Source organism: Pseudooceanicola aestuarii (assembly GCF_010614805.1).
Classification (GTDB): Bacteria; Pseudomonadota; Alphaproteobacteria; order Rhodobacterales; family Rhodobacteraceae; genus Pseudooceanicola; species Pseudooceanicola aestuarii.
Genome location: NZ_JAAFZC010000001.1, coordinates 1,858,747 through 1,882,296, shown reverse-complemented (window position 1 = coordinate 1,882,296; position 23,550 = coordinate 1,858,747). Strand labels below are relative to the sequence as shown.

Sequence of the window (23,550 nt, the reverse complement as noted above, 5' to 3'; positions counted from 1 at the left end):
GAATCATCGAAATAATACTTGTCCGATATCTGAGATTTCTATACTTCTAGAATCATGAAAATGAACGCACCCTCCCCCCGTGACGCCCTGTTGCCCGACCTGTCGGTCGAAGTGGCAGCATCGACCTTCGCCGCGCTTGGGTCCGAGCAGCGCCTGAACGTGCTGCGCCAGCTGGTTCGCGCCGGTCCCGAAGGGCTGAGCATGGGAGAGCTGGGCCAGCGCGCCGGGGTCACCGGATCGACCCTGACCCATCACCTGAAGATCCTGGCCCAGGCCGGGCTGGTGGCCCAGACGCGGCGCGGACGGTCCATCATCTGTGCCGCCGTTGCCTATGAAGAACTGCACGCGCTGGCGGATTTCCTGATCCGCGAATGCTGTGCCGATGCCACCACCCCCTGCGAGGTACATCGCGATGACTGAGATGATCCTGACCAATTACCGCAGCCTGCGCGCCCGGATCGATGGCGCGTGGCTGGCCGTCGCGGTGATCCTGGCGTTGATCGCGCTGCTGGACCCGCCGCAAACCTTGCCCAGCATAGCCTTTACCGGCAACGCGCTGCTACACACCCTGCCCTTCATCACCTTTGCCGTGCTGGCCATCGGCTACCTGAAGGCCACGGGGGCCGAGACGCTGCTGGCCCGCGCCTTCCAGGGGCAGGAGTTGCGGATGATCCCGCTGGCCGCGCTGCTGGGCGGGCTGTCGCCGTTCTGTTCCTGCGAGGTGATCCCCTTCATCGCGGCCTTGCTGGCGGTCGGCACGCCATTGTCTGCGGTGATGGCCTTCTGGCTGGCGTCGCCGCTGATGGACCCGGCGATGTTCTCCATCACGGCGGGCACGCTGGGGCTGGATTTCGCGCTGGCCAAGACAGTGGCCGCCGTCGGGCTTGGCGCCATGGGCGGGCTGGTCGTGATGTCGATGAAGCGATCGGTCGTCTTCGCCGATCCCTTGCGCGAACAGCCGGCCGTCGGTGGCTGTTGCGGAGTGAAACAGCCGTTCCAGGGCCGCCCCGTCTGGCGCTTCTGGAACGAGCCCCCCCGGCGCGAGACCTTCCGCGAGACGACGCTGACCAATGCGCTGTTCCTGCTGAAATGGCTGACCCTGGCCTACCTGCTGGAATCCATCATGCTGCAATACGTGCCCGCCGACTGGATTGCCGGAGTGCTGGGCGGCACCGGCCCGATGCCGGTGATCCTGGGCGCTCTGGTCGGCGCGCCGGCCTACCTGAACGGCTATGCCGCCGTGCCGCTGGTGGCGGGACTGCTGGATCAGGGCATGGCGCAAGGCGCGGCGATGTCCTTTGTCATCGCGGGCGGGGTCAGTTGCATCCCGGCGGCGGTGGCGGTCTGGGCGCTGGTGAAACCACGGATCTTTGCCGCTTATCTCGGCCTGGCGATCACCGGCGCGATGCTGGCCGGGCTGATCTGGGGCGCGGTGGCCTGAGCCACCGGAGGATGCCGGGCGCGTCGCCCTGGTCAGGCGCCGGCCCCGAGGCGCCCGGCCCCCGGCCGCCCTGCCCCCGACCGCGCGGCGCCTTGTCGCGCGGTCCCGCGCTTGGCCCCGCCGCGTGGGCCAAACGTGATCGCAGCCGCGCCGCGAGGGTCGCTCCGCCCCCGATCCATGCGGAAACCGCCCCGCGCGCCTTGCCGCGCCAGACAAATTCGCCTAACTCTGCGCAACCAAATCGGCAGGCAAGAGGGGCCCCATGTATCGCGTCTGGAACTTCGTCACCAATTATTCGCTCCTCCTGATCATCGGGGCGCTCATCGCCCTGGTCTGGGCCAATGTGGATGCGGCCAGCTATCACCATTTCGTGGAATTCCCGCTGTGGGATCACGCCCCCATCGGCCACGCGCATTACAATGACGCGGGGGAGGTCACCTATCGCACCCTGACCCTGCACTATCTGGTCAACGATCTGCTGATGGCCTTCTTCTTCGCCATCGCCGCCAAGGAAGTCTGGGAAGCCGTGATCCTGAAAGAGGGCTCCCTGCGCGGCAAGAAGGCGGCGACCCCGCTGTTCGCCACCGCGGGCGGCATGATCGGGCCGATCTCCGTCTATCTGGGGCTGGCGCTGTTCCTCGGCTCGGATGTCTATGATGCCGTGGCGCGGGGCTGGGCCATCCCCACGGCGACCGATATCGCGTTCTCCTACCTTGTCGGACGTCTGGTCTTTGGCGCGGGGCACCCGGCGGTGCGGTTCCTGCTGCTGCTGGCCATTGCCGATGACGCGGCCGGGCTGATCATTCTGGCGGTGTTCTACCCGTCGGGCGATCTGGCCCCCGAATGGCTGCTGCTGTCGCTGGGCGCGGCGCTGGCGGTCTTCTTCATCTTCAACTGGCTGCCCCGTCGCCGCGACGCGGGCAACCAGGACCGTCCCAACTCCACCTGGGTCCGGGAGAAACTGGGCTTCTGGCCCTATGCCGTGGCCGCCTGCGCGTCGTGGTACGGGTTCATGATGGCGGGCATCCACCCGGCCCTGGGACTGCTGCCCATCGTGCCGACGATCCCCCATGCGGACCGCGCCTTCGGCATCTTCTCCGAGGCGGAACAATACCTGACCGACCTGCTGAACCATATCGAGCATATCCTGAAGCACCCGGTGGAGATCATCCTGTTCTTCTTCGGTCTGATGAATGCCGGGGTCGAGTTCTCCTCCATCTCCGAACCGACCTGGCTGGTGCTGGCAGGGCTGCTGATCGGCAAGCCGGTGGGCGTGCTGCTGTTCGGTATCCTGGGCGCGCATGTGCTGCGGCTGGGCCTGCCTGCGGGGATGCGGACCATCGACCTGTTCGTGATCGGCTGCGTGGCGGCGATCGGGTTCACCGTGTCGCTGTTCATCGCCGCTGTCGCCTTTGACGCCGGCCCGGTGCAGGACGCGGCGAAAATGGGCGCGCTGTTCAGCTTCGCCGCCGCCGGGATCTCCTTGCTGGCGGGGATCCTGACGCGGGTGAAAAAGATACCGGGCTGACCCGGTTGGGCGCCCTGCGGGGCTGCCTCACCCCGCGCAAAGACGAATTGACGGCGGTCCGCAAGGGCCGCCGTTCGCGTTTCAGCGCCGCTGCGGCACCTCGGCATTGAACGGCTTCAGTCATATTTTCGCCCTCATCCCTTGGCAAAAAGGAGAGAAATCCGCAATAATAACGGGCACGGACCGGCCGGAAGAGTCGACAGCCCCGCGGAACGGTAGAGCAGATTTCCGGAGCCCCGATGCTCGAGTTCGACAATGTCAGCAAGTCCTATTGGACAGGCAGCCACCGCAAGGTGATCCTTGACCGGGTCTCCTTCCGGGTGACGCTGGGCCGGTCGCTGGGCATCCTGGCACCGAACGGTACCGGCAAGACGACGCTGATCAACATGATGGCCGGCTTGGAAAAGCCGGACGAGGGCGAGATCAGGCGCGGTTGCCGCATCTCCTTTCCACTGGGGTTCATGGGCGGGGTCATCGGGCGCCACACGGCGGTGGAGAACTCCCGCTACATCGCGCGGATCTACGGGCTGGACCCCGATTACGTAGAAGCCTTCTGCCGCTGGCTTTGTGGGTTGGGGGAATATTTCGAACAACCCCTGGGCACCTATTCCTCGGGGATGAAAGCGCGGTTCAGCTTTGCCTTGTTGCTGGCGCTGGACTTCGACATGTACCTGATCGACGAGGGGATGCCGAATTCCACCGACGTGGAGTTCAACCGCAAGGCAGGAGAAATCCTGCGCGAACGGCTGGAGACGACGACGATCATCATCGTTTCGCACCAGCCGAAGACCCTGGCGAAATTCGCGAGGGAGGCCGCCGTGCTGCGCAATGGCAAGCTGCACATGTTCGACACCTTGGAAGAAGCGAAACAGCTCTATGACTACGAAGACCAAGGCTAGAAAATTCCGCATCCGCCGCACGGCGCTGGACCGGGATGCGGCGCAGGACGGCCAGGGGCAGGACACCCCGCAGGACGGTCAGGACGCCGCCCGGGCAGAGGCCATCGCCGCCCGCCGCGCCGCCGCCGCGCAATCCCTGCGCGAGACCGTGGAGGGCACCCGCCCCGCCGCCGCACCGCCGCGCACCGTCCCTACCGACATCGCCGAGCCGCCCATCGCCGAAGACGTCCCCCCACAGGAAGCCAGGCCGATGCCCGGCCCCGTGCGCCCGGCCCGGCCCGCCATGCGCTCCGCCGGCGCCACCCCGCGCCCGGCACCCCTCTCGGAGGTCGCGCCACAGGCCAGCCCGCGCCCCCGACCCGCCGCCGCGTCGGGGCCTGCCACGTTGGGACCAGCCTCCGCCGGACCGGCCGCCGCCGTGTCACGCGCCGGCGAAGTCGCCTCCAGCACCGAAGTGGCCGCCGAAGACGACATCAACGCCATCCGCAAGGAAGGGCTGACCGGCCGGCAATTGCGCATGGCCCGTCGGGTGGCGCAAAAACACGGGCTTGCGCCGACCTCGGATTTCGACGCGGTGCGCCTGTTGCGCAGCCGTGGGATCGACCCGTTCGCGCGGTCCAACATGCTGGAATTGGTGGCCACCAACCGCGCCCCGTCGCAAGACGGCACCCCGCCGCCCAACCTGCCTCAGACCGTGCCGGCACAGACGCCCAACACGCTGCCCTCCACCGAAATGGCCCCGTCCGAGCGGCGCCAGCAGGAGATCATGGACATTCAGCGCGACATCACGCGCCGCCGCCGCCGGCGGATGGCGCTGCTGTTCACGCGGCTGGCGTTCTTCGTCTTCCTGCCGACGATCCTGTCGGGCTTCTACTATTACCGCGTTGCCACCCCGATGTACGCGGCCAATTCGGAATTCCTGATCCTGCAAGCCGACGCCACCGGCGGCTCCCCCCTTGGCGGGCTGCTCTCGGGCACACAATTTGCCACCAACCAGGACAGTATCGCGGTGCAATCCTACCTGGAATCCAAGGACGCGATGCTGCGCCTGGACCAGGATGTCGGGTTCAAGTCGCATTTCACCCAACCCTGGATCGACCCGATCCAACGGCTGGAGGCCGACCCCTCGAACGAACAGGCCTACGCGCTTTACAAGAAATTCGTGAAGATCGGCTATGATCCGACCGAAGGCGTGATCCGCATGGAAGTCTCCGCCGCGGAGCCCAGCATCGCCGCGTCCTATTCCGAACATCTGATCGAATATGCCGAGGAACGCGTGGACGAATTGTCCCGCCGCAAGCGCGAGGATTCCATGCGCTCAGCCATCGAAAGCCTGGAACAGGCCAAGGTGGAGCGGCGCGCGGCCCAGGCCCGGCTGGTGGACTTGCAGGAAGGGTCTGTCGTCGATCCCGAGGCGATCATCGCCGGGCTGCGCTCTCAGATCAACAATATCGAGGTCCAGTTGCAGGAAAAGGAATTGCAACTGTCCGCCCTTCTCGACAATGCCCGGCCGAACCAGGCCAAGGTCGACGGCGTGCGCGCCGATATGGGCCGGTTGCAAACGCTGCTGGATGATCTGAACAGCAAGATGAACCGCGCGACCGAGGGCCAGTCCTCCCTGGCCGCGCAGACGGCGCAGATCCAGATGGCGCAGGCCGATCTGGCCACTGCGGACCTGTTCCTTCAGGCCGCCCTGCAAAACGAGAAACAGACCGAGGCGGAGGCCAATCGCCAGGTGCGCTATCTCACCACCTCGGTCCGGCCGGTGGCGCCCGAGGATCCCGCCTATCCCCGCGCGTTCGAGAATACGATCCTGGTATTCCTGATCATGTCGGGCATCTACCTGATGATCTCGCTCACCTCCTCCATCCTGCGCGAACAAGTCTCAAGCTGAGGGGGCACCAGTCCCCGGACAGGCAAAGGCGCGACACCCCGACCGGGTGCCGCGCCTTTGTCATTTCGTGCTGTCCGACGCTGCGCGACCGCGCCGCCCGGTGGATGAGGCGCGATCAGGCCGGGACCAGCCCGCGCCCCTTCAACAGCGCCTCCGGCCCCGGCAGGCGGCCCCTGAACCGGGTGTAAAGCTCCGCCGCCTCCACCGATCCGCCCTTGGACAGGATATGCTCTTCCAGGGCCCGCGCGGTCTGGGGATCAAAGGCGCCGCCCGCCTCCTCGAACGCGTCAAAGGCGTCGGCGTCCATCACCTCGGACCACATGTAACTGTAATAGCCCGAGGAATAGCCGTCCCCGGAGAACACATGCGCGAAATGCGGCGTGGCGTGGCGCATCACGATGGCCTCCGGCAGGCCGAGGTCGTCCAGCACCTGCGCCTGCATTGCCATCGGATCGGCGGGCGCGGCGCCGTCGTGGAATTCCAGATCCACCATGGCCGAGGCGATATATTCCACCGTCTGGAACCCCATGTCGAAGGTCGCAGCCCCCAGCACCTTGTCCAGCATCTCCTGCGGCATCGCCTCGCCCGTCTCCACATGGGTGGCGAACCGGTGCAGAACCTCCGGCACTTCAAGCCAATGCTCGTAAAGCTGCGACGGCAATTCCACGAAATCGCGGCTGACAGAGGTGCCGGAGACCCGTTCGAATTCCACATCCGACAGCATCTGATGCAGCGCGTGGCCGAATTCGTGGAATAGCGTGCGCGCATCGTCATAGGACAACAGCGCCGCCTCCCCCTTGGCCGGCTTCGCGAAATTGCAGACGTTCACCACGATTGGCGCCTGCACCTTGGGCACCCGCGCCTGGCTGCGCATCGCCGAACACCACGCGCCCGATCGTTTGGACCCGCGGGCAAAGTAATCGCCAATGAAGATCGCCATGTGTTCGCCGTCCCGCGTCACCTCCCAGGCGCGGCAATCGGGATGGTACAGCGGCACCTCCACCGGCGCGAACTCCAGCCCGAACAGGCGGTTGGCGCAATCGAATGCCGCCTCGATCATCCGATCCAACTGTAGATAGGGCTTCAGGGCGGTCTCATCCACGTCATGCAGGATCTTGCGCCGTTTCTCCGCGTAGTAGCGCCAATCCCAGGGTCGAAAATCGCCGTTCACGCCATCCTGGGCCATCATCTCGGTCATGGCGGCCTGGTCCTCCAGCGCGGCGGCGCGGGCCGGGGCCCAGACCTGCATCAGCAGATCGCGCACCCGCTCCGGCGTGCCGGCCATCTCCGTCTCCAGCTTGAACGCGGCAAAGCTGTCATAGCCCAGCAGGCGCGCGCGTTCCTGACGCAGGGCCAGAACCTCGGCCACGGCGGCCCGGTTGTCGGTGGCCCCGCCCCCGGCCCCGCGCGAGGTCCAGGCCCGCCAGGCCTGTTCGCGCAGATCGCGGTCCGGGGAGAATTGCAGGAACGGCACGATCAGCGACCGCGACAATGTGATCACCGGCCCGGCGGCGCCGCGATCTTCGCCCGCCGCGCGGGCGGCGGCTTGCAGGAAACCGGGCAGCGCCGCCAGCGCATCGGCGTCCAGCGCCATCTGCCAGGCGCGTTCATCGGCCAGCACGTTCTGGGTAAAGGCGGTGCCCAACGCGGCAAGCCGCCCCATGATCTCCTTCATCCGCCGGGCCTCTGCACCGCCCAGCGCGGCACCGGCGCGGACGAACCCGCGATGCACCAGATAGAGGATACGTGCCTGCTCCGCCGTCAGGCCCAGCTTGTCGCGGCTTTCCCACAGGGTGGCGATGCGTTCGAACAGTGCCGAATTCCCGTGGATGTCGGACATATGCGCCGCCAGCCGGGGGGAAAACTGGCGTTGCAGATCCTCCCGCGCGGCGTTGCTGTCGGCGCCCGCCAGGGCAAAGAAGGGCGACAACACACGGTCCAGCGTCTCCCCCGAGGCCTCGTAGGCCAGGATGGTATTGCCGAAATCGGGCGCGGCGGGATTTTCCGCGATGGCCGCGATCTCGGCCTTGTGGGCGTCCAGCGCCACGTCCAGGGCGGGCGCGAAATCCGCGTCTTGGATCCTGTCGAAAGGCGGAATGTCAAAAGGCGTCTGCCAGTCGGACAAAAGCGGATTGGTCATGTCGTCTCCTTGGTGCCGCAAACCGGGCAATCCGGGCGGCGTTTCAGCGCAATCTTGCGGGTTTCGCCCCACAGCGCGTCGTAGATCATCATTTCGCCTCGCAGGGGGGCGCCTGCGCCGGTGATCAGCTTCACGGTTTCCACCGCCATCATGGTGCCGATCACGCCGGGCAAGGGGCCAAGCACGCCGGCCTCCGCGCAGGAGGGGGCCAGATGCGGCGCGGGCGCCTGCGGGAAGATACATTGGTAACATGGGGCGCCGGCGGCGGGATGAAAGACGCTCAGCTGGCCTTCCCATTGCGTCAAGGCGCCGCTGACCAGCGGTTTGCCCTGCGCCACGGCCGCGCGATTGGCCAGGTACCGGGTGTCGAAATTATCGGTGCCATCAAGAACCAGATCATATTCCGCCAGCAGGTCCGCCGCGATCTCGGCGGTGAGGCGACGGTGATAGGGGTGGATCGTGACATGCGGGTTCTGGGCCAGCAGCGCATCCATCGCCGATTGCACCTTGGGCCTGTCGATATCAGCGTCGCGGTGCAGCACCTGGCGTTGCAGGTTGGCGTTTTCCACCACGTCATCGTCAATCACCCCGATGGTCCCCACGCCCGCGGCGGCCAGGTACATCAGCGCGGGCGATCCCAGCCCCCCGGCACCGATCACCAGAACCCTGGCCTGTTTCAAGGCCTTCTGCCCCGGCCCGCCGATCTCCCGCATTACGATGTGCCGGGCATAGCGGTTCAGTTCCGCGTCGGAAAAGCTGCGCAGGGGCATGGCGGGCTGGCGGGCCTGGGCGATCGCATCGGCCCGAACGCGCAGCCGCGTCAGGACCAGCCGGTACAGGACCACCGCCCCGACAAGCGCCCCCAGCAGCAGCCAGGGCGCAGCCCCGCCGCCAGTCGCCAGACGCAGTGGATGGGCGGCGGGCAGCACCAGGTGCAGCGCCAGAATGGCAAGGTAGAGCGCGCCCAGCACCTGCGCGCGCGCCGCCCGGCCGACGCCGAAGCGCCCCCCCGCAAGCCACAGCCCCAACGCCGCCAACAGCAACCAGCCCATCAGCCCTGCCCCGGCGGCGTCATCTGCCCGCCCCTCACGCCACCCCGGTGGAGCCGAAACCACCGGAGCCGCGCGCTGTCTGGTCGAGCTCGGCGCTCAGCGTCAGATCCGCCTGCACCACCGGCGCCACGACCATCTGCGCGACCCGGTCGCCATGGGTGATCTGCACCGGCGCCTCCCCGGTGTTCAGCACGATCACCCCTACGGGGCCGCGATAATCGCTGTCCACCGTGCCCGGCGCGTTCAGCACCGTGACCCCCTGTTTCAACGCCAGGCCCGAGCGTGGCCGCACCTGGACCTCGAACCCCTGCGGGATCGCCATGCGCAGCCCCGTGGGGATCAACGCACGCGCGCCCGGCGCCAACGTCAGGCCGGCCGCACGCTGATCGGCGGGGAAATTGGCCCGCAGGTCGGCGCCCGCCGCGCCGTCGCTTTCATAGGCGGGCAGCGGCAGGGCAGGATCGGCATCGTCGGTCAGGGCAAGGGAAATGGCGGGGCGAGTGGTCATGTCAGGGCCTCTGCTATGCGGTGGGCGAGGCGGTTGGCCACCTGCGCCTTGTCCATGCGGGGCCAGTCCTCGGCCCCGGTGTCGGTGATCAGGGTCACGGCGTTTTCCGTCCCCCCCATGATGCCGGTGCCGGGACTGACATCATTGGCGACGATCCAGTCGCAGCCCTTGCGCGCACGTTTCGCCGTGGCATGGGCCAGCACGTCGTCGGTTTCGGCGGCAAAGCCCACAACCAGCGGTGGCCGTCCCTGCCCCATCTGTGCAACCTGGGCCAGGATGTCGGGGTTCTCGTCGAATTCCAGAACCGGCAGGGCGCCGCCATCCTTCTTGATCTTCGAGCTGGATTCCCGCCGGACCCGCCAATCGGCCACCGCGGCGGCAAAGATCGCGACATCGGCGGGCAGCGCCTGTTGCACCGCCTCCAGCATCTCGCGGGCGGTTTCGACGCGCCGGACGATCACGCTCTCGGGTGGCGGCACGTCGGCCGGCCCGGTGACAAAGACGACTTCGGCGCCCAGCCCGGCCAGCGCACGGGCAATCGCCGTCCCCTGCGCGCCCGAGGAGCGGTTGGCGATATAACGCACCGGATCGATCGGCTCATGGGTCGGGCCAGAGGTCACAAGAATGCGCCGCCCCGCCAAAGGCCCGGCGCGCAACTGGCTGGTGATCGCCTCCAGAATGGCGGCGGGTTCTGCCATGCGGCCCGGACCATATTCGCCACAGGCCATGTCGCCCGCATCCGGGCCGATGGTGGCGATGCCATCGGCCTGCAATTGCGCGACGTTGCGCCGGACGGAGGGGTGCTCCCACATCCGCACGTTCATCGCCGGGGCCAGCAGCACCGGCGTGTCCGTCGCCATCAGCAGGGTGGAGGCCAGATCATTCGCCAACCCGCCCGCGATCTTGCCGATCAGGTCGGCCGTGGCCGGTGCCACGACCACCAGATCGGCCACGCGCGACAGCTGGATATGGCCCATCTCCGCCTCGTTGGTCAGGTCGAACAGATCGGTATGAACCTGCTCCCCCGCCAGCGCAGCCACCGCCATCGGCGTGACGAATTGCGCCGCCGCCGGGGTCATCACGGGTGTCACCGCCGCGCCGGATTTACGCAACAGGCGGATCAGTTCCAGCCCCTTGTAGGCGGCAATGCCGCCGCCGATGATCAGGAGTATGCGCTTGCCCGCCAGCATGGGACCGCTCCGTCTTGGGTCATTCGGGACGGAGACTAGGCCGCCCCCGTTCCGGGGACAAGCAAGCGGTGCCGGGCGGAAAGGCAAAGAGACCCGGACTGCCGCCCGGCCCCCTCGAAACTGTCACGCCACGATCTGCCGCGCTTGGGCGCTGCCTGCCGGCAGTGGGAACTCAATGCAACAGCAATTCCGGTTCCGCCCCCAGGTCTTCCAGGGTGCGGCGCATCTTCTTGAAAGCCCCGGCCTCCAACTGGCGCACGCGTTCCTTGGACAGGCCCAGTTCGGTCCCCAGGCTTTCCAGCGTGCGGGCATCGGGGCGCAGCTTGCGTTCGCGGACGATCAGTCGCTCCCGCTCGTTCAGTTCGGACATCGCGTTGGTCAGCCAGGCGCGCAGCGCGGCGCGGTCATGGCTGTCGGCGACCGTCTCGGCGGCCTGTGCGCTGTCGTCTTCCAGCGTCTCGATCCATTCGCGGCCCTCGTCATCCGCCGATTGCGTCGCGTTCAGCGAATAGTCGGAGCCGGACAACCGCCCCTCCATCATCTCCACGTCACGCAGAGGCACGCCAACCTCGGTCGCGATCATCTGGCGCAGCTGGTGGCCACCCAGTTCCTCCCCCCGGGCCATGGCTTCCCGCTCCAGCCGGGCCTGGACGCGGCGCATGTTGAAGAACAGCGACTTCTGCGACGAGGTGGAACCGGTGCGCACCATCGACCAATTGCGCATCACGTAATCCTGGATCGACGCCTTGATCCACCAGACCGCGTAGGTGGAGAACCGCACCCCCCGATCAGGATCGAACTTGTCGGCGGCCTTCATCAGGCCCAGCCCGGCCTCCTGGATCAGATCGTTCATCGGCGCGCCGTAGCGGCGGTATTTCGACGCCATCGAAATCGCCAGCCGCATGTAGGCGGTGACCAGCCGGTGCAGCGCCATCTCGTCCCGGTCGTCGCGCCAGGCATAAGCCAGGGTCAATTCGGTTTCCGCGTCCAGCAATTCCGCCTTCATCGCGGTTCTGGACAGGTTCGTCTCGCTTCCAGTGGCAAAGGCCATGCACACCCCCGGTTTCTGCTGGTCCCAGTGCATCTTGGCAAATGCACTTGTTGAATAACGGTCATGAGATATACGTCTGAGACCCCAATTGGTTCACGAGAATGTTGAAAAAATCCTTACCCGGACTAGGCCTGATCATCGGGGGCGCGGCTTCCGGCAAGTCGGAGTTCGCGGAAAATCTGGTCATTTCCGGGGGATCGCCGCGCGTTTACCTTGCCACCGCGCAGGCGCTGGATGACGAGATGCGCGCCCGTATCGCCCGCCATGCCGACCGGCGTGGCCCGGAGTGGCAGTTGGTGGAAGCGCCGCTGGACCTGCCCGCCGTGCTGGGGCAACTGACGCCCGACCGGCCCGTCCTGCTGGATTGCGCCACCCTATGGCTGAGCAATCAAATGATGGCTCAGGCCGCGCTGGATAAAGCCACCACCGAGTTGCTGACCGCGCTGGACAGCTGCCCCGCGCCGGTCATCGTGGTGACCAACGAAACCGGCCAGGGCGTGGTGCCCGACAACGCTCTGGCCCGCGCCTTCCGCGAGGCGCAGGGCCGGTTGAATATCCGCCTCGCCGCGCAGGCCGAGCTGGTCGTGCAGGTGATCGCGGGGCTGCCCAACGTGCTGAAGGGACAACTGCCATGACCCGGTTTCACCTCGTCCGGCACGGGCCGACCCATCAGAAGACCTTTGTCGGCTGGCGGGACGTGCCCGCCGACCTGTCCGATACGGATCAGATCGCCCGGCTGAACGCGCTGCTGCCTGCGGATGCGCTGGTCGTATCCTCCGATCTGCAACGCGCGGTGACCACAGCCGATGTGCTGTCGCCGGGCCGTACGCGGCTGGCCCACGATTCCGACCTGCGGGAATTTGATTTCGGCGAGTGGGACGGGCGCCATTTCTCCGATATCGCGCGGACCGATCCCGAACTCAGCCGCCGGTTCTGGGAAGACCCCGGCCCCATCAAGGCCCCCGGCGGCGAAAGCTGGGACGACGTCGCCGCCCGCGTCTGGGCCGCGCTGGACCGGCTGCACAGGGCACATGCGGGGCGCGATATCGTCGTGGTGGCCCATTTCGGCGTGATCCTCACCGCCCTCGGCCGCGCCCGGGCAGAGGCCCCGCGCGTGACCTTGGGCCAGAAGATCGACACCCTATCGGTGACAGCGATCCGCCGGGGCGCTGCGGGCTGGCAGGTCTCCCGGATCAATCACATGGCGTGATGTCTCAGGCCACAACCATTCGCTTTGCCCCTCTGCACACCTTGGCTAACGTCATGGAAACATTGCGGAGCACCCCATGACCTACACCCTGATCATCGGCGAGAAGACCTTTTCCAGCTGGTCCCTGCGCGGCTGGCTGCTGCTGGAGAAATTCGGCATCCCTTTCCGCGCGCGCACTGCCAGCCTGTATTCCGCCCCCCTCGCCGACAGCCTGCGCGACCTGGCGCCGGCCCGGCTGGTACCCGTTCTGGTCACGCCCGACGGCACGATCTGCGGTGAAACCCTTGCCATCGCCGAAACCCTGGCGGAGGCCTTTCCCGACGCCGGCTATTGGCCCGCAGACCCCGCCGCCCGCGTCCTGGCCCGCTGGATCAGCGCCGAGATGCACGCCGGGTTCACCGCGCTGCGCGGCGATTGCCCGATGCAGCTGATCGGGCAATATCGCGGCTTTGTCCCGTCTCAGGCGGTTTTGGACGATGTGGCACGGATCGACGATCTGATCAGCCTTGCGCGGAACCGGCACGGCGCGGCGGGTCCGTGGATCTTTGGCGAATACAGTGCGGCGGATGCGTTCTATGCCCCGGTGGCGGCGCGGATCGCGGGCTACGGCTTGCCGGTGTCCGACACGCTGGCCGCCTATGTCGCGACAACTCTGGCAGATCCGAGCTTTCGCCGCTGGCGCGCCATGGGCGGGACCGAGGTCTTTGCCAGCGAACCCTATGCGCTGGCCCTGCCCCGTGACGCATGGGCTGGCCCCGCACCGCGCGTCGCGCAGACATCGGCGGGCCCCTCCGTGAACGGCATGTGCCCCTATTCCGGTCGCCCGGTCACCGATTTCCTTGAGCTCGAAGGCTCGGTCTACGGCTTTTGCAACCCGACCTGCCGTGACAAGACCCTGGCCGATCCCGAGGCCTGGCCGGATTTCATGGAACTGGTCAACAATTAACCGTTCGGTAACGCGGCCGGTGCTACCCCTACACGGCGAAACGGGGAGGGGCAGGAGCCGCGAGAATGGTCATTCGCACCTACAGCGTCGCCTTTCACGGGGTAGAGGCCGCGCCAGTACAGGTGCAATGCGCGATCACGCCGGGAATGCCCGCCTTTTCCGTGGTGGGTCTGCCGGACAAGGCCGTGTCGGAGGCCCGCGACCGCGTCCGTGCGGCCCTCACGACGTTGCGCATCGCCCTGCCCTCCAGCCGGATCACCATCAACCTCTCGCCCGCCGACATGCCCAAGGAAGGCAGCCATTTCGACCTGCCGCTGGCGCTGGCCCTGTTGGCCGCGATCGATATCCTGCCCCCCGACGTTGTCGAAGAACATGTCAGCCTCGGAGAGCTGAGCCTTGACGGAACCCTGATGCCAGTGGCGGGCGCATTGCCTGCGGCGCTGTCGGCGGCGGAACACGGGCGCGGGCTGCTCTGCCCTGCGGCTTCCGCGGCCGAAGCGGCCTGGATCGACAGTACCCGCGTCATCGGCGCGGCCAGCCTGGGCGATCTGCTGCGCCACCTGACCGGCCAATCCCCCATCGCCCCCGCGCAGCCCGGCGAAATCCCCGCCCCCCGCCTGACCCGCGACCTGCGCGACGTGAAGGGCCAGGAACGGGCCAAGCGCGCGCTGGAAGTCGCCGCCGCCGGGCGGCACCACCTGCTGATGATCGGCCCGCCGGGGGCCGGGAAATCCATGATGGCCGCGCGGATGCCCGGCCTGCTGCCCGATCTGAGCGCCGAAGAGGCGCTGGAAACCTCCATGGTGCATTCCCTCGCCGGGCTGACCGGCGAAGGCGGGATCTGCCGGGCCCGCCCGTTCCGCGATCCGCATCACACCGCGTCGATGGCCGCGATGGTGGGCGGCGGCCGCACCGCCGGTCCGGGCGAAGTCAGCCTGGCCCATAACGGCGTGCTGTTCCTGGACGAATTCCCCGAATTCTCGCGCGGCGTGCTGGAGACATTGCGCCAACCGCTGGAAACCGGAGAGGTCACGATCTCCCGCGCCAGTGCCCGGATGACCTATCCCTGCCGCTTCCTGCTGCTCGCGGCGGCGAATCCCTGCCGCTGCGGGCACCTGACGGACCCGGCGCGCGCCTGCAACAAGGCGCCCGTCTGCGGCACCGATTACCTGACCCGGATTTCAGGGCCGCTGCTTGACCGGTTCGACATCCGCCTGGACGTACCGCCTGTTGCCTTCACCGACCTGGACCTGCCCCCGCCCGAAGAAGGCAGCGCCGAGGCCAGCGCCCGCATCGCCGCTGCCCGCGCGGTGCAGGCCCGCCGCTTCGGCACACCGCTGCGCCTGAACGCGGATGCGCAAGGGCAGATGCTGGAGGAGATCGCCCCCCTGGACACCGAATGCCGTGCCCTGCTGCACAAGGGGGCCGAGCGGTTCGGATTATCGGCCCGGGGCTACCACCGCATCCTGCGCGTGGCCCGCACCATCGCCGATCTGGACGGCGACCCGCAGATCCGCCGCCCCCACATGGCGGAGGCGCTGGCCTATCGGCTGGTCCGGTCGGTCCCCGGCTAGATCACAGGGCGCGCTCGGATCCCGGCCGCGTCCCCCTGCGCGGCGCCTGTAAAGGATGGGCCAACCTGGGAAGCCCCATCCAGGCCAGGCTCATTCAGACCAGGGACAGTTCTGGCCGGACCCGCCTATGCCGCGTCCGCCTTGGCCTCGATCGCCGCCCAGATTCGGGCGGCGACATTGATGCCATCGAACCGCTCCAGCTCCTGAATGCCGGTGGGAGAGGTCACATTGATCTCCGTCAGGTAGTCGCCAATCACGTCGATACCGACGAAAATCTGCCCCTTTTCGCGCAGAGCCGGGCCGATGGCGGCGCAGATCTCGCGATCGCGGTCGCTCAGCTCCACCTTTTCGGGACGGCCGCCCACATGCATGTTGGACCGGGTTTCGCCCTTGGCCGGTACGCGGTTGATGGCGCCGACCGCCTCCCCGTCGACCAGGATCACCCGTTTGTCCCCCTTGGCCACGGCGGGCAGGAATTTCTGCACGATCAGCGGCTCCCGCGTGAAACCGGTGAACAATTCATGCAGGGAGGACAGATTGCGATCATCTGGGGTCAGCCGGAACACACCGGCGCCGCCATTGCCATAAAGCGGCTTGAGAATGACATCGCCATGCGTGTCCTTGAAGGCCCGGATGGTCGGCAGATCCCGCGCGATGACGGTGGGCGGGATCAGCTCGGGAAAGTCGAGGACCAGCAGTTTTTCGGGGCAGTTGCGCACCCAGAACGGATCGTTGACCACCAGGGTATCCGGCGCCAGGCGGTCCAGCAGGTGGGTGGTGGTGATGTAGAACATGTCGAACGGCGGATCCTGGCGCAGCCAGACCACATCGATATCGGCCAGGTCGATATCCTGCATCTCCCCCAGCTCGGCGTGGTTGCCCCGTTCACGCCGCACCCGCAGGGATTGCCCCCGCGCAATCACCCGGCCCTCGCGATAGCTCAGCGCCTCGGGCAGGTAGAAGAACAGCTCATGCCCGCGCGCCTGCGCTTCCTCCGCCAGCCGGAACGTGCTGTCCGCGTTGATGTCGATCCCGGCGATGGGATCCATCTGAAAGGCCACTTTCATGCCGGCTCTCCTGAATTGTCATGCCGGATTTAGATGGCCCATCGCCACGCCACGCGCAACCGGCCATGGCCTATATATCCATGGTCACGTTTTCGAGAACACTCACCACACCCCCCCGATCCACCAAGGCGACATCCAGCCGCATCCGGGTCTCGAAATCGCCATGGCGCCCCAGATAATCCTCGGCAGAGCGGCAGATCCGACCGATCTGGCGGGCACTGACCCGTTCCGCGGCCCAGGCATGGCGGCGCCCGGACTTCACCTCTACGAAAACGAATTCGTTGCCACGGCTCAGGATCAGGTCGATTTCGCCACCCGGGCCGCGCCAGCGGCGGCGTTCGACTCTGTAGCCCAGATACCGGTAATGGCGTTCAACGCAGCCCTCCGCCGCGAGGCCGGACAGATAGGCGCACCGCCCGCGATGGCGCCGGGCAGCCGTGCGGTCCCGGACATCCGCCGGGGCCACCCCCCGCGCAGGGACACCGACCGAGGCGCCAACAGGCTGCGCGGCGAAAAAATCGAATTCCATCTGGACACTCATGCGCCACCCAGGGCGCGCCGGGTTCATCCCAGTTTCAGCGCCAGTTGATAGACCTTGCGCCGCGGCAGGTTGAAACGGGCCGCGACATTATCGGCGGCATCTCTGACACTCATCGTCCCCAGCGCTGCCTTCAGCACCGTTTCTAGGTCGGTTTCATTAATAGTCCCTGAATCGCCCTTGCCAATAAGCAGGACAATTTCACCTTTTGGCGGGGTTTCGACGCAGGACCGGGCCAATTCATCCAATGTTCCACGGCGGATTTCCTCGAATCGCTTGGTCAACTCGCGGCACAGCGCGGCCGGGCGGTCGCCGCCCAGCACGGCGGCGGCATCACGCAGAGTGGCCGCGATCCGGTTGGGCGATTCGTAGAAGGCCAGCGTTGCCGCCGTCTCCCGTTCTGCCAGCAGCGCGGATTTCCGCGCGCCCGAGGCCGAGGGCAGGAACCCCGCGAACAGGAACCTGTCGGTCGGCAAACCGCCCAGCATCAGCGCCGTCAGCACGGCGGAGGCCCCCGGTGCGGCGGTGACGGCATGGCCTTCGTCCCGCGCGGCCTGGGCCAGGTCATAGCCCGGGTCGGCGATCATCGGGGTGCCGGCCTCTGCCGCGTAGGCGACGGATTTCCCTGCCGCCATTTCCGCCAGCAGGCGCGGACGCACGCGGCCACCGTTGTGATCGTGGTAGGACAGCACCTGCCGGCCGTTCAGCGGGATGGCGTGGATATCCATCAGCCGGCGCAGGGAGCGGGTGTCCTCGGCGGCCAGCACGTCGGCGGTGGCCAGTATATCCAGCGCGCGCAGCGTGATGTCGCGACTGGCGCCGATCGGCACGGCAACAAGGTAAAGACCCGCCGTCAGGTCCGGTGTCTGGGCAATCATGGCTGGACCCTCTGAACGATCGGTTTATTATTCCGCGCAACACGACGACCGGCGCCGTACCCCGGCCCGGCCCCCAAGGATTGAGGAGCTTCCCCATGTTCGCCCTTTTGCGCGCCGCCCGCAAGGTTCTGTCCCGCCCGTTGCGCCGCGCCGCGGCGACGGGGGGTCTGCTGACCCTTGCCGCCTGCGGTGATGTCGGTCTTGGCACCGGCAATCTGGCCGGCGGCGGCCCCAGCGTCAATGTCAACCAGCCGGTGCAGGTCGCTCTTCTTGTGCCGCAGGGATCGGAGAAGGAGGGCGACCGCACTCTCGCCGCCAGCCTGGAGAACGCCGCCCGCCTGGCCGCCGCCGACCTGAACGGCGTACAGCTGGACCTGCGCGTCTACGACACCGCCGGCAATGCCCAGACCGCGGCCACCGCCGCCAAGACCGCGGTGGAGGACGGGGCCAAGATCATCCTTGGCCCGGTCTATGCCGACAATGCCGCCGCCGTCGGCCAGGTCGCGGCCCAGGCCGATGTGAACGTGCTCGCCTTTTCCAACAATTCCTCGGTCGCGGGGGGCAATGTCTTCATCCTCGGCCCGACATTCGAGAACACCGCCCGCCGCCTGACCGCCCATGCGGTCGCCAATGGCAAGGGCCGGATCGTCACCGTACATGCCGATAATGCCTCTGGGGCGCAGGGGGCGGCGGCCATCCGCGCGGCGGCTGCGACCTCGGGCGCGCAGATCATGCAGGAGGTTCAATACGAATTCTCCCAGAACGGTGTCGTCCAGGCCATTCCGCAGGTTCGCGACGCGGTGCGCGGCAATGACGCCGATGCGGTTTTCCTGACCTCCAACACCGCCGGGGCGCTGCCCTTCTTCAGCCAGCTGCTGCCGGAGGGCGGCGTGCGTCCGGAGGAAGTGCAGTACATCGGTCTGACCCGGTGGGATATGCCGCCGCAGACCATGGAACTGCCCGGCGTCCAGGGCGGCTGGTTCGCCTTGCCCGATCCCGGCCGGACAGCAGCGTTCAACGCCCGCTACCTGGCCAGCCAGGGGGCCGATCCGCACCCGATCGCCGGCCTGGCCTATGACGGCGTCGCCGCCATCGGCGCGCTGGTCCAGGGCCAGGGCCGCACCGCGCTGACCCGTGGCGCGATCACCCAGGGCGCCGGGTTCCAGGGCGTGAACGGCGTGTTCCGTTTCCTGCCCGACGGCACGGCGGAACGGGCGCTGGCCGTGGCCACGATCCGCGATCAGAAGCTTGAGATCCTGTCGCCTGCGCCTGCGGGCTTTGGCGGGGCCGGAAGCTGAACTTGACCCCCTCAGTGCCGTCGCCCGCCAAGGTTCCCGCCCACCGGGCGGAGGATCTGATCTGCCCGCCGGCAGAGATCTTCGACCTGCCCGGCGTGGAGGCGGCGCTGGACGCCGCCGCGCGCCAGGCCCCGGACCCCAAGGCCCTGCGCAAGGAGGCGATTGCCCTGCTGGCACGGGCCCGACAATGCGGCATGGACCGCATCGCCCGCGCCTTCGAGGCGCGGCCCTTTGCCGCCCGCGCCACCGTTCATGCCTATACCCATCTGACCGACGGGCTGGTCTGCGCCGTCCTGCACCTGTGCCGCACCTACCTGATGGAAGGCAAGCGCCCCGGCGCCAAGGAGTTCGCCGTCTGCGCCGTCGGCGGTTACGGCCGGGGAGAGATGGCCCCCCATTCCGACATCGACCTTCTGTTCCTGGCGCGTGACGAGATCACGCCCCGGATCGAGGCGCTGATCGAAACCATGCTCTATGTCATGTGGGATCTGCACCTGAAGGTCGGCCATTCCAGCCGGACCATCCGCGAGTGCCTGAAATTGGGCGGCGAGGATTACACCATCCGCACCGCGCTGATGGAGAACCGGTTCCTCATCGGCAACAAGTCGATGTCGGAGGAACTGAACCGCCGCCTGTGGTCCGACCTCTTCAAGGGCACAGAGCGGGATTTCATCGAAGCCAAGCTTCAGGAACGCCAGGCCCGCCATACCAAACAGGGCGGTCAGCGCTACGTGGTGGAGCCCAACGTGAAGGAAGGCAAGGGCGGGCTGCGCGACCTGCAATCGCTGTTCTGGATCGGCAAATACGTGCATCGGGTGCAATCCGTGTCGGGGCTGGTGCGTCTGCGGGTGTTCACGCCAGAGGAGTACGAAAGCTTCCTGAAGGCCGAAGATTTCCTTTGGGCGGTGCGCTGCCACCTGCACCTGCTGGCCGGGCGGCCGATGGACCAGCTGACCTTTGACATGCAGGTCCAGGTCGCGGAGCGGATGCGCTACCGCGATCGCGGCGGGCGTCGCGCGGTGGAACATTTCATGCAGGCCTATTTCCGCCAGGCCACCACGGTGGGCGAGCTGACGCGCATCATGCTGACCAAGATGGAAGCCGCCCACAAGAAGAACCAACCCTTGCTGGACCGCGTTTTCCGCCGCCGCCCCAAGGTCGGCGAAGGGTATCGCGTGGTGAACAACCGCCTGGACATCGACAAGCCCGACGTCTTTCTGGCGGACAAGCTGAACATGCTGCGCATCTTCGACGAAGGGCTGCGCACCGGCATGCTGATCCACCCCGACGCGATGCGGCTGGTCACCGCCAATCTGCGCCGTATCGACGACGGGATGCGCAACGATCCCGAGGCGGCGAAGATCTTCCTGGCCACGTTGCTGAAACACGGCAATCCCGAACGCGCCCTGCGGCGGATGAACGAATTGGGCGTGCTGGCCGCCTTCATCCCCGAGTTCGAACCGATCGTGGCGATGATGCAATACAACATGTACCATCACTACACGGTGGACGAACACACCATCCAGTGCATCCGCCACATGGCGCTGATCGAACATGGCGACCTGGAGGAAGAGCTGCCCGTCGCCTCCACCATCCTCAAGGACGGGGTGAACCGGCGCGTGCTTTATGTCGCGCTGATGCTGCACGATATCGGCAAGGGCCGGGACGAGGATCATTCCGTGCTGGGCGCCAAGATCGCGCGCAAGGTGGCGCCGCGGCTGGGGCTGAACCGCGACGAATGCGAAACGGTGGAATGGCTGGTGCGCTATCACCTGCTGATGTCGGACATGGCGCAGAAACGCGACATCGCCGACCCCCGCACGGTGCGCGATTTCGCCAAGGCGGTGCGCACCCGCGAACGGCTGGACCTGCTGACCGTGCTGACCGTCTGCGACATTCGCGGCGTCGGCCCCGGCACCTGGAACAACTGGAAAGCGGCGCTGCTGCGCGCGCTCTACCGCCAGACGCGGCGGGCGATGGAAACCGGGCTGGAGGAACTCAACCGCACCCATCGCGGCAAGGAAGCCAAGGCCGCCCTGAAGGCGGAGCTGACCGACTGGACCCGCGAGGCGCTGGACCACGAGCTGGGCCGCCATTACCCGCCCTATTGGCAGGGGCTGCATGTCACCGCGCATCGCCTCTTTGCCGAGATGCTGCGCGACCTGCCGGTGGACGAGATCCGCATCGACCTGCATCCCGATCCTGACCGGGACGCCACCCGCGCCCTGTTCGCACTGGCCGATCACCCCGGCATCTTTGCCCGGCTTTCCGGTGCACTGGCGCTGGTGGGGGCCAATGTCGTGGATGCGCGGACCTATACAACCTCCGACGGGTTCGCCACGGCGGCGTTCTGGGTGCAGGACAGCGAGGGCCACCCCTACGAGGCCGACCGCCTGCCCCGCCTGCGCCAGATGATTCACAAGACCCTGAAGGGCGAAGTCGTCACCCAGGAGGCGATGCAGCCGCGTGACAAGATCAAGAAGCGGGAACGCGGCTTCCATGTCGGCACCTCCGTCGCCTTCGACAATGACGGCTCCGAGATCTACACCATCATCGAGGTCGACACCCGCGACCGCCCCGGCCTGTTGCACGACCTGACCCGCACTCTTGCGGCGGCCAATGTGCAGCTGTCCTCGGCCGTGATCGCGACCTACGGGGAACAGGTGGTGGATACCTTCTACGTCAAGGACATGTTCGGCCTGAAGCTGCATAGCGAGGCCAAGCAGAAATCGCTGGAGGCCAAGCTGAGAGAAGCCATCGCCGCGGGCCACAAAAGGGCCCGCGCATGAAGCCTGTCCGCCTGCTGTCGGGCGTGCTGACCGTCGGCGTCTGGACGTTGCTCAGCCGTGTGCTGGGCTTTGTCCGGGACGCGATGATTCTGGCCTTCCTCGGCACCGGCCCGGCCTACGAGGCCTTCGTGGTGGCCTTTCGCCTGCCCAACATGTTCCGCCGCTTCTTCGCCGAAGGGGCGTTCAACATGGCCTTCGTGCCGATGTTCTCCAAGAAGGTCGAGGGCGGCGAGGATCCCCGCGCCTTCATGACCGAGGCCTTTGCCGGCCTGGCCTCCGTGCTGATCGTTCTGACGCTGGTGGCGCAGGCGCTGATGCCCTGGCTGATCCTGGCGCTGGCCTCCGGCTTTGCGGGGGAACGGGAGTTCGACCTGGCCACCGATTTCGGGCGCATCGCCTTTCCCTATGTGTTGTTCATCTCGCTCGCGGCGCTGCTGTCAGGAGTTCTGAACGCCACCGGGCGCTTTGCCGCGGCCGCCGCCGCGCCGGTGCTGCTGAACATCATCCTGGTCGCCGGAATGACGGTGGCGGCGCTGTCGGGCGGCGATGTGGCGCGGGCGCTGATCTGGGGCATCCCGGTGGCCGGGGTGGCGCAGTTGGCGCTGGTCTGGATCGCCGCGCGACGTGCCGGATTCGCCGTGCGCCTGGCCCGGCCCCGGCTGACGCCGGACATGCGCCAATTGATCCGCGTGGCCATCCCCGCCGCGCTGGCCGGCGGGGTCGTGCAGGTGAACCTGCTGGTCGGCCAGCAGGTCGCTTCCTATTTCGACCGGGCGATCGGCTGGCTATACGCTGCTGACCGGCTGTACCAACTGCCGCTGGGCGTGGTGGGCATCGCGGTGGGCATCGTGCTGCTGCCCGACCTGTCCCGCCGCCTGAAGGCCAGGGATGACACCGGCGCCCGCGACGCTTTCTCCCGCGCGGGGGAAATCGCGCTGGCGCTGACATTGCCCTGTGCCGTGGCACTGGCCGTGATCCCGCTTCCCCTCGTCTCGGTCCTGTTCGAACGCGGCGCCACCACGGCTGCGGACAGCCGGGCCATCGCGCTGGCCTGCGCGATCTACGGGCTGGGGCTTCCGGCCTTCGTGTTGCAGAAGGTGCTGCAACCGGTGTTCTTTGCCCGCCAGGACACCCGCAGCCCGTTCAACTACGCGCTGGTGGCGATGGCAGTGAACGCGGTGATCGCCGTCGGGCTTGCCCCGCTGCTGGGCTGGATCGCCCCCGCCATCGCCACCACTGTCGCCGGCTGGGCGATGGCCGCGCTGCTCTATCGCGGCGCGCGTCCGCTGGGTGAGGTGGCACGGTTCGACGACCAGATCCGCCAGCGCCTGCCGCGGATCGTCCTGGCCTCCCTCGGCATGGGGGTGGTTGTCTGGGGGCTGTGGACCGGCTTCCGCCCCTGGTTCGAGGCCCCGACGATCCGCTACCTGGCCCTTCTGCTGCTGGTGCTGGCCGGTGGGATGACCTATTTCGCCCTGGGCAATGCCATCGGCGCCTTCCGCATTGCCGATTTCCGCAACGCGATGCGCCGGGGTCGGACGTGAAAC

General features: G+C 67.2%; 20 protein-coding genes. 12 read left to right on the top strand and 8 right to left on the bottom strand.

The annotated features are described in order from the left end of the window. Positions 1-54 precede the first annotated feature (54 nt). The 5 genes from G5A46_RS08965 to G5A46_RS08945 all read left to right on the top strand — a co-directional run bounded on the left by G5A46_RS08965 (position 55) and on the right by G5A46_RS08945 (position 5,762). Positions 55-420: an ArsR/SmtB family transcription factor gene (locus G5A46_RS08965; protein WP_163849074.1), complete on the top strand. Its 366-nt coding sequence runs from the start codon at positions 55-57 to the stop codon at positions 418-420. Further along, on the top strand, positions 413-1,441 hold the full coding sequence (locus G5A46_RS08960) for a permease (protein ID WP_163849073.1): 1,029 nt from the start codon (positions 413-415) through the stop codon (positions 1,439-1,441). The genes G5A46_RS08965 and G5A46_RS08960 overlap by 8 nt, the downstream gene beginning before the upstream one ends. Before the next feature lie 262 nt (positions 1,442-1,703). Next, positions 1,704-2,969 carry a Na+/H+ antiporter NhaA gene (locus tag G5A46_RS08955; RefSeq protein WP_163849072.1) on the top strand — a complete coding sequence of 422 codons (1,266 nt, stop codon included), beginning with the start codon at positions 1,704-1,706 and terminating at the stop codon, positions 2,967-2,969. 239 nt (positions 2,970-3,208) lie between these two features. Beyond that, a complete protein-coding gene (locus G5A46_RS08950; protein ID WP_163849071.1) occupies positions 3,209-3,868 on the top strand; it encodes an ABC transporter ATP-binding protein in 660 nt (219 codons plus the stop codon). Next, positions 3,846-5,762 (top strand): capsule biosynthesis protein, encoded by a 1,917-nt coding sequence (locus tag G5A46_RS08945; protein ID WP_239520699.1) that lies wholly within the window; start codon positions 3,846-3,848, stop codon positions 5,760-5,762. The genes G5A46_RS08950 and G5A46_RS08945 overlap by 23 nt, the downstream gene beginning before the upstream one ends. 115 nt (positions 5,763-5,877) lie before the next feature. On the opposite strand, the gene G5A46_RS08940 is transcribed toward G5A46_RS08945, so the two are convergent. The 5 genes from G5A46_RS08940 to G5A46_RS08920 form a co-directional block, all read right to left on the bottom strand. Beyond that, positions 5,878-7,902 carry a M3 family metallopeptidase gene (locus tag G5A46_RS08940; protein ID WP_163849070.1) on the bottom strand — a complete coding sequence of 675 codons (2,025 nt, stop codon included), beginning with the start codon at positions 7,900-7,902 and terminating at the stop codon, positions 5,878-5,880. Further along, positions 7,899-8,954, bottom strand: coding sequence for a HesA/MoeB/ThiF family protein (locus tag G5A46_RS08935; RefSeq protein ID WP_163849069.1), 1,056 nt, complete (start codon positions 8,952-8,954; stop codon positions 7,899-7,901). Before G5A46_RS08935 ends, G5A46_RS08940 begins: the two co-directional genes overlap by 4 nt. Positions 8,955-8,988: 34 nt before the next feature. Next, a complete protein-coding gene (gene dut, locus G5A46_RS08930; protein ID WP_163849068.1) occupies positions 8,989-9,462 on the bottom strand; it encodes a dUTP diphosphatase in 474 nt (157 codons plus the stop codon). Then, entirely contained in the window at positions 9,459-10,652 is a 1,194-nt protein-coding gene (coaBC, locus tag G5A46_RS08925) for a bifunctional phosphopantothenoylcysteine decarboxylase/phosphopantothenate--cysteine ligase CoaBC (RefSeq protein WP_163849067.1), read from the bottom strand. Before coaBC ends, dut begins: the two co-directional genes overlap by 4 nt. A gap of 172 nt (positions 10,653-10,824) precedes the next feature. After that, positions 10,825-11,703 carry an RNA polymerase factor sigma-32 gene (locus G5A46_RS08920; RefSeq protein ID WP_163849066.1) on the bottom strand — a complete coding sequence of 293 codons (879 nt, stop codon included), beginning with the start codon at positions 11,701-11,703 and terminating at the stop codon, positions 10,825-10,827. 101 nt (positions 11,704-11,804) lie between these two features. On the opposite strand from G5A46_RS08920, the gene cobU reads away from it, so the two are divergent. The 4 genes from cobU (at position 11,805) to G5A46_RS08900 (ending at position 15,433) form a co-directional block, all read left to right on the top strand. Next, on the top strand, positions 11,805-12,338 hold the full coding sequence (gene cobU / locus G5A46_RS08915; RefSeq protein ID WP_163849065.1) for a bifunctional adenosylcobinamide kinase/adenosylcobinamide-phosphate guanylyltransferase: 534 nt from the start codon (positions 11,805-11,807) through the stop codon (positions 12,336-12,338). Further along, on the top strand, positions 12,335-12,913 hold the full coding sequence (locus tag G5A46_RS08910) for a histidine phosphatase family protein (RefSeq protein WP_163849064.1): 579 nt from the start codon (positions 12,335-12,337) through the stop codon (positions 12,911-12,913). The genes cobU and G5A46_RS08910 overlap by 4 nt, the downstream gene beginning before the upstream one ends. 76 nt (positions 12,914-12,989) lie before the next feature. Further along, positions 12,990-13,859 (top strand): glutathione S-transferase, encoded by an 870-nt coding sequence (locus G5A46_RS08905; RefSeq protein WP_163849063.1) that lies wholly within the window; start codon positions 12,990-12,992, stop codon positions 13,857-13,859. 65 nt (positions 13,860-13,924) lie between these two features. Then, the gene (locus tag G5A46_RS08900; protein WP_163849062.1) at positions 13,925-15,433 is read left to right on the top strand and encodes a YifB family Mg chelatase-like AAA ATPase; all 1,509 of its coding nucleotides are present in this window, start codon (positions 13,925-13,927) and stop codon (positions 15,431-15,433) included. Positions 15,434-15,558: 125 nt separating this feature from the next. Here G5A46_RS08900 and gshB read toward each other — a convergent pair whose 3' ends face one another. From gshB to rsmI, 3 genes are all read right to left on the bottom strand, one after another. After that, the gene (gshB, locus tag G5A46_RS08895) at positions 15,559-16,500 is read right to left on the bottom strand and encodes a glutathione synthase (RefSeq protein WP_163849061.1); all 942 of its coding nucleotides are present in this window, start codon (positions 16,498-16,500) and stop codon (positions 15,559-15,561) included. A gap of 70 nt (positions 16,501-16,570) precedes the next feature. Beyond that, positions 16,571-17,029, bottom strand: coding sequence for a YraN family protein (locus G5A46_RS08890; RefSeq protein WP_239520698.1), 459 nt, complete (start codon positions 17,027-17,029; stop codon positions 16,571-16,573). A gap of 35 nt (positions 17,030-17,064) precedes the next feature. Beyond that, positions 17,065-17,916: a 16S rRNA (cytidine(1402)-2'-O)-methyltransferase gene (gene rsmI / locus G5A46_RS08885; protein ID WP_163849059.1), complete on the bottom strand. Its 852-nt coding sequence runs from the start codon at positions 17,914-17,916 to the stop codon at positions 17,065-17,067. 95 nt (positions 17,917-18,011) lie between these two features. On the opposite strand from rsmI, the gene G5A46_RS08880 reads away from it, so the two are divergent. The 3 genes from G5A46_RS08880 to murJ are packed head-to-tail and all read left to right on the top strand — an operon-like array spanning position 18,012 to position 23,547. Continuing rightward, a complete protein-coding gene (locus G5A46_RS08880) occupies positions 18,012-19,214 on the top strand; it encodes a penicillin-binding protein activator (RefSeq protein ID WP_163849058.1) in 1,203 nt (400 codons plus the stop codon). A 2-nt stretch (positions 19,215-19,216) separates the two neighbouring features. Further along, positions 19,217-22,003, top strand: coding sequence for a [protein-PII] uridylyltransferase (locus tag G5A46_RS08875; RefSeq protein WP_239520697.1), 2,787 nt, complete (start codon positions 19,217-19,219; stop codon positions 22,001-22,003). Continuing rightward, the gene (gene murJ / locus G5A46_RS08870) at positions 22,000-23,547 is read left to right on the top strand and encodes a murein biosynthesis integral membrane protein MurJ (RefSeq protein ID WP_163849057.1); all 1,548 of its coding nucleotides are present in this window, start codon (positions 22,000-22,002) and stop codon (positions 23,545-23,547) included. The genes G5A46_RS08875 and murJ overlap by 4 nt, the downstream gene beginning before the upstream one ends. The last annotated feature ends 3 nt before the right edge of the window (positions 23,548-23,550 follow it).

Bases quoted from the DNA above. Each gene is read 5' to 3' on its own strand.
- G5A46_RS08910 (WP_163849064.1), top strand. From the start codon at position 12,335: ATGACCCGGTTTCACCTCGTCCGGCACGGGCCGACCCATCAGAAGACC.
- gshB (WP_163849061.1), bottom strand. From the start codon at position 16,500: ATGAAAGTGGCCTTTCAGATGGATCCCATCGCCGGGATCGACATCAAC.
- G5A46_RS08880 (WP_163849058.1), top strand. From the start codon at position 18,012: ATGTTCGCCCTTTTGCGCGCCGCCCGCAAGGTTCTGTCCCGCCCGTTG.
- G5A46_RS08890 (WP_239520698.1), bottom strand. From the start codon at position 17,029: ATGGAATTCGATTTTTTCGCCGCGCAGCCTGTTGGCGCCTCGGTCGGT.
- cobU (WP_163849065.1), top strand. From the start codon at position 11,805: ATGTTGAAAAAATCCTTACCCGGACTAGGCCTGATCATCGGGGGCGCG.
- G5A46_RS08960 (WP_163849073.1), top strand. From the start codon at position 413: ATGACTGAGATGATCCTGACCAATTACCGCAGCCTGCGCGCCCGGATC.
- G5A46_RS08935 (WP_163849069.1), bottom strand. From the start codon at position 8,954: ATGGGCTGGTTGCTGTTGGCGGCGTTGGGGCTGTGGCTTGCGGGGGGG.
- dut (WP_163849068.1), bottom strand. From the start codon at position 9,462: ATGACCACTCGCCCCGCCATTTCCCTTGCCCTGACCGACGATGCCGAT.
- G5A46_RS08945 (WP_239520699.1), top strand. From the start codon at position 3,846: ATGACTACGAAGACCAAGGCTAGAAAATTCCGCATCCGCCGCACGGCG.
- G5A46_RS08900 (WP_163849062.1), top strand. From the start codon at position 13,925: ATGGTCATTCGCACCTACAGCGTCGCCTTTCACGGGGTAGAGGCCGCG.
- G5A46_RS08940 (WP_163849070.1), bottom strand. From the start codon at position 7,902: ATGACCAATCCGCTTTTGTCCGACTGGCAGACGCCTTTTGACATTCCG.
- G5A46_RS08955 (WP_163849072.1), top strand. From the start codon at position 1,704: ATGTATCGCGTCTGGAACTTCGTCACCAATTATTCGCTCCTCCTGATC.
- G5A46_RS08965 (WP_163849074.1), top strand. From the start codon at position 55: ATGAAAATGAACGCACCCTCCCCCCGTGACGCCCTGTTGCCCGACCTG.
- murJ (WP_163849057.1), top strand. From the start codon at position 22,000: ATGAAGCCTGTCCGCCTGCTGTCGGGCGTGCTGACCGTCGGCGTCTGG.
- coaBC (WP_163849067.1), bottom strand. From the start codon at position 10,652: ATGCTGGCGGGCAAGCGCATACTCCTGATCATCGGCGGCGGCATTGCC.
- G5A46_RS08905 (WP_163849063.1), top strand. From the start codon at position 12,990: ATGACCTACACCCTGATCATCGGCGAGAAGACCTTTTCCAGCTGGTCC.
- G5A46_RS08950 (WP_163849071.1), top strand. From the start codon at position 3,209: ATGCTCGAGTTCGACAATGTCAGCAAGTCCTATTGGACAGGCAGCCAC.
- rsmI (WP_163849059.1), bottom strand. From the start codon at position 17,916: ATGATTGCCCAGACACCGGACCTGACGGCGGGTCTTTACCTTGTTGCC.
- G5A46_RS08920 (WP_163849066.1), bottom strand. From the start codon at position 11,703: ATGGCCTTTGCCACTGGAAGCGAGACGAACCTGTCCAGAACCGCGATG.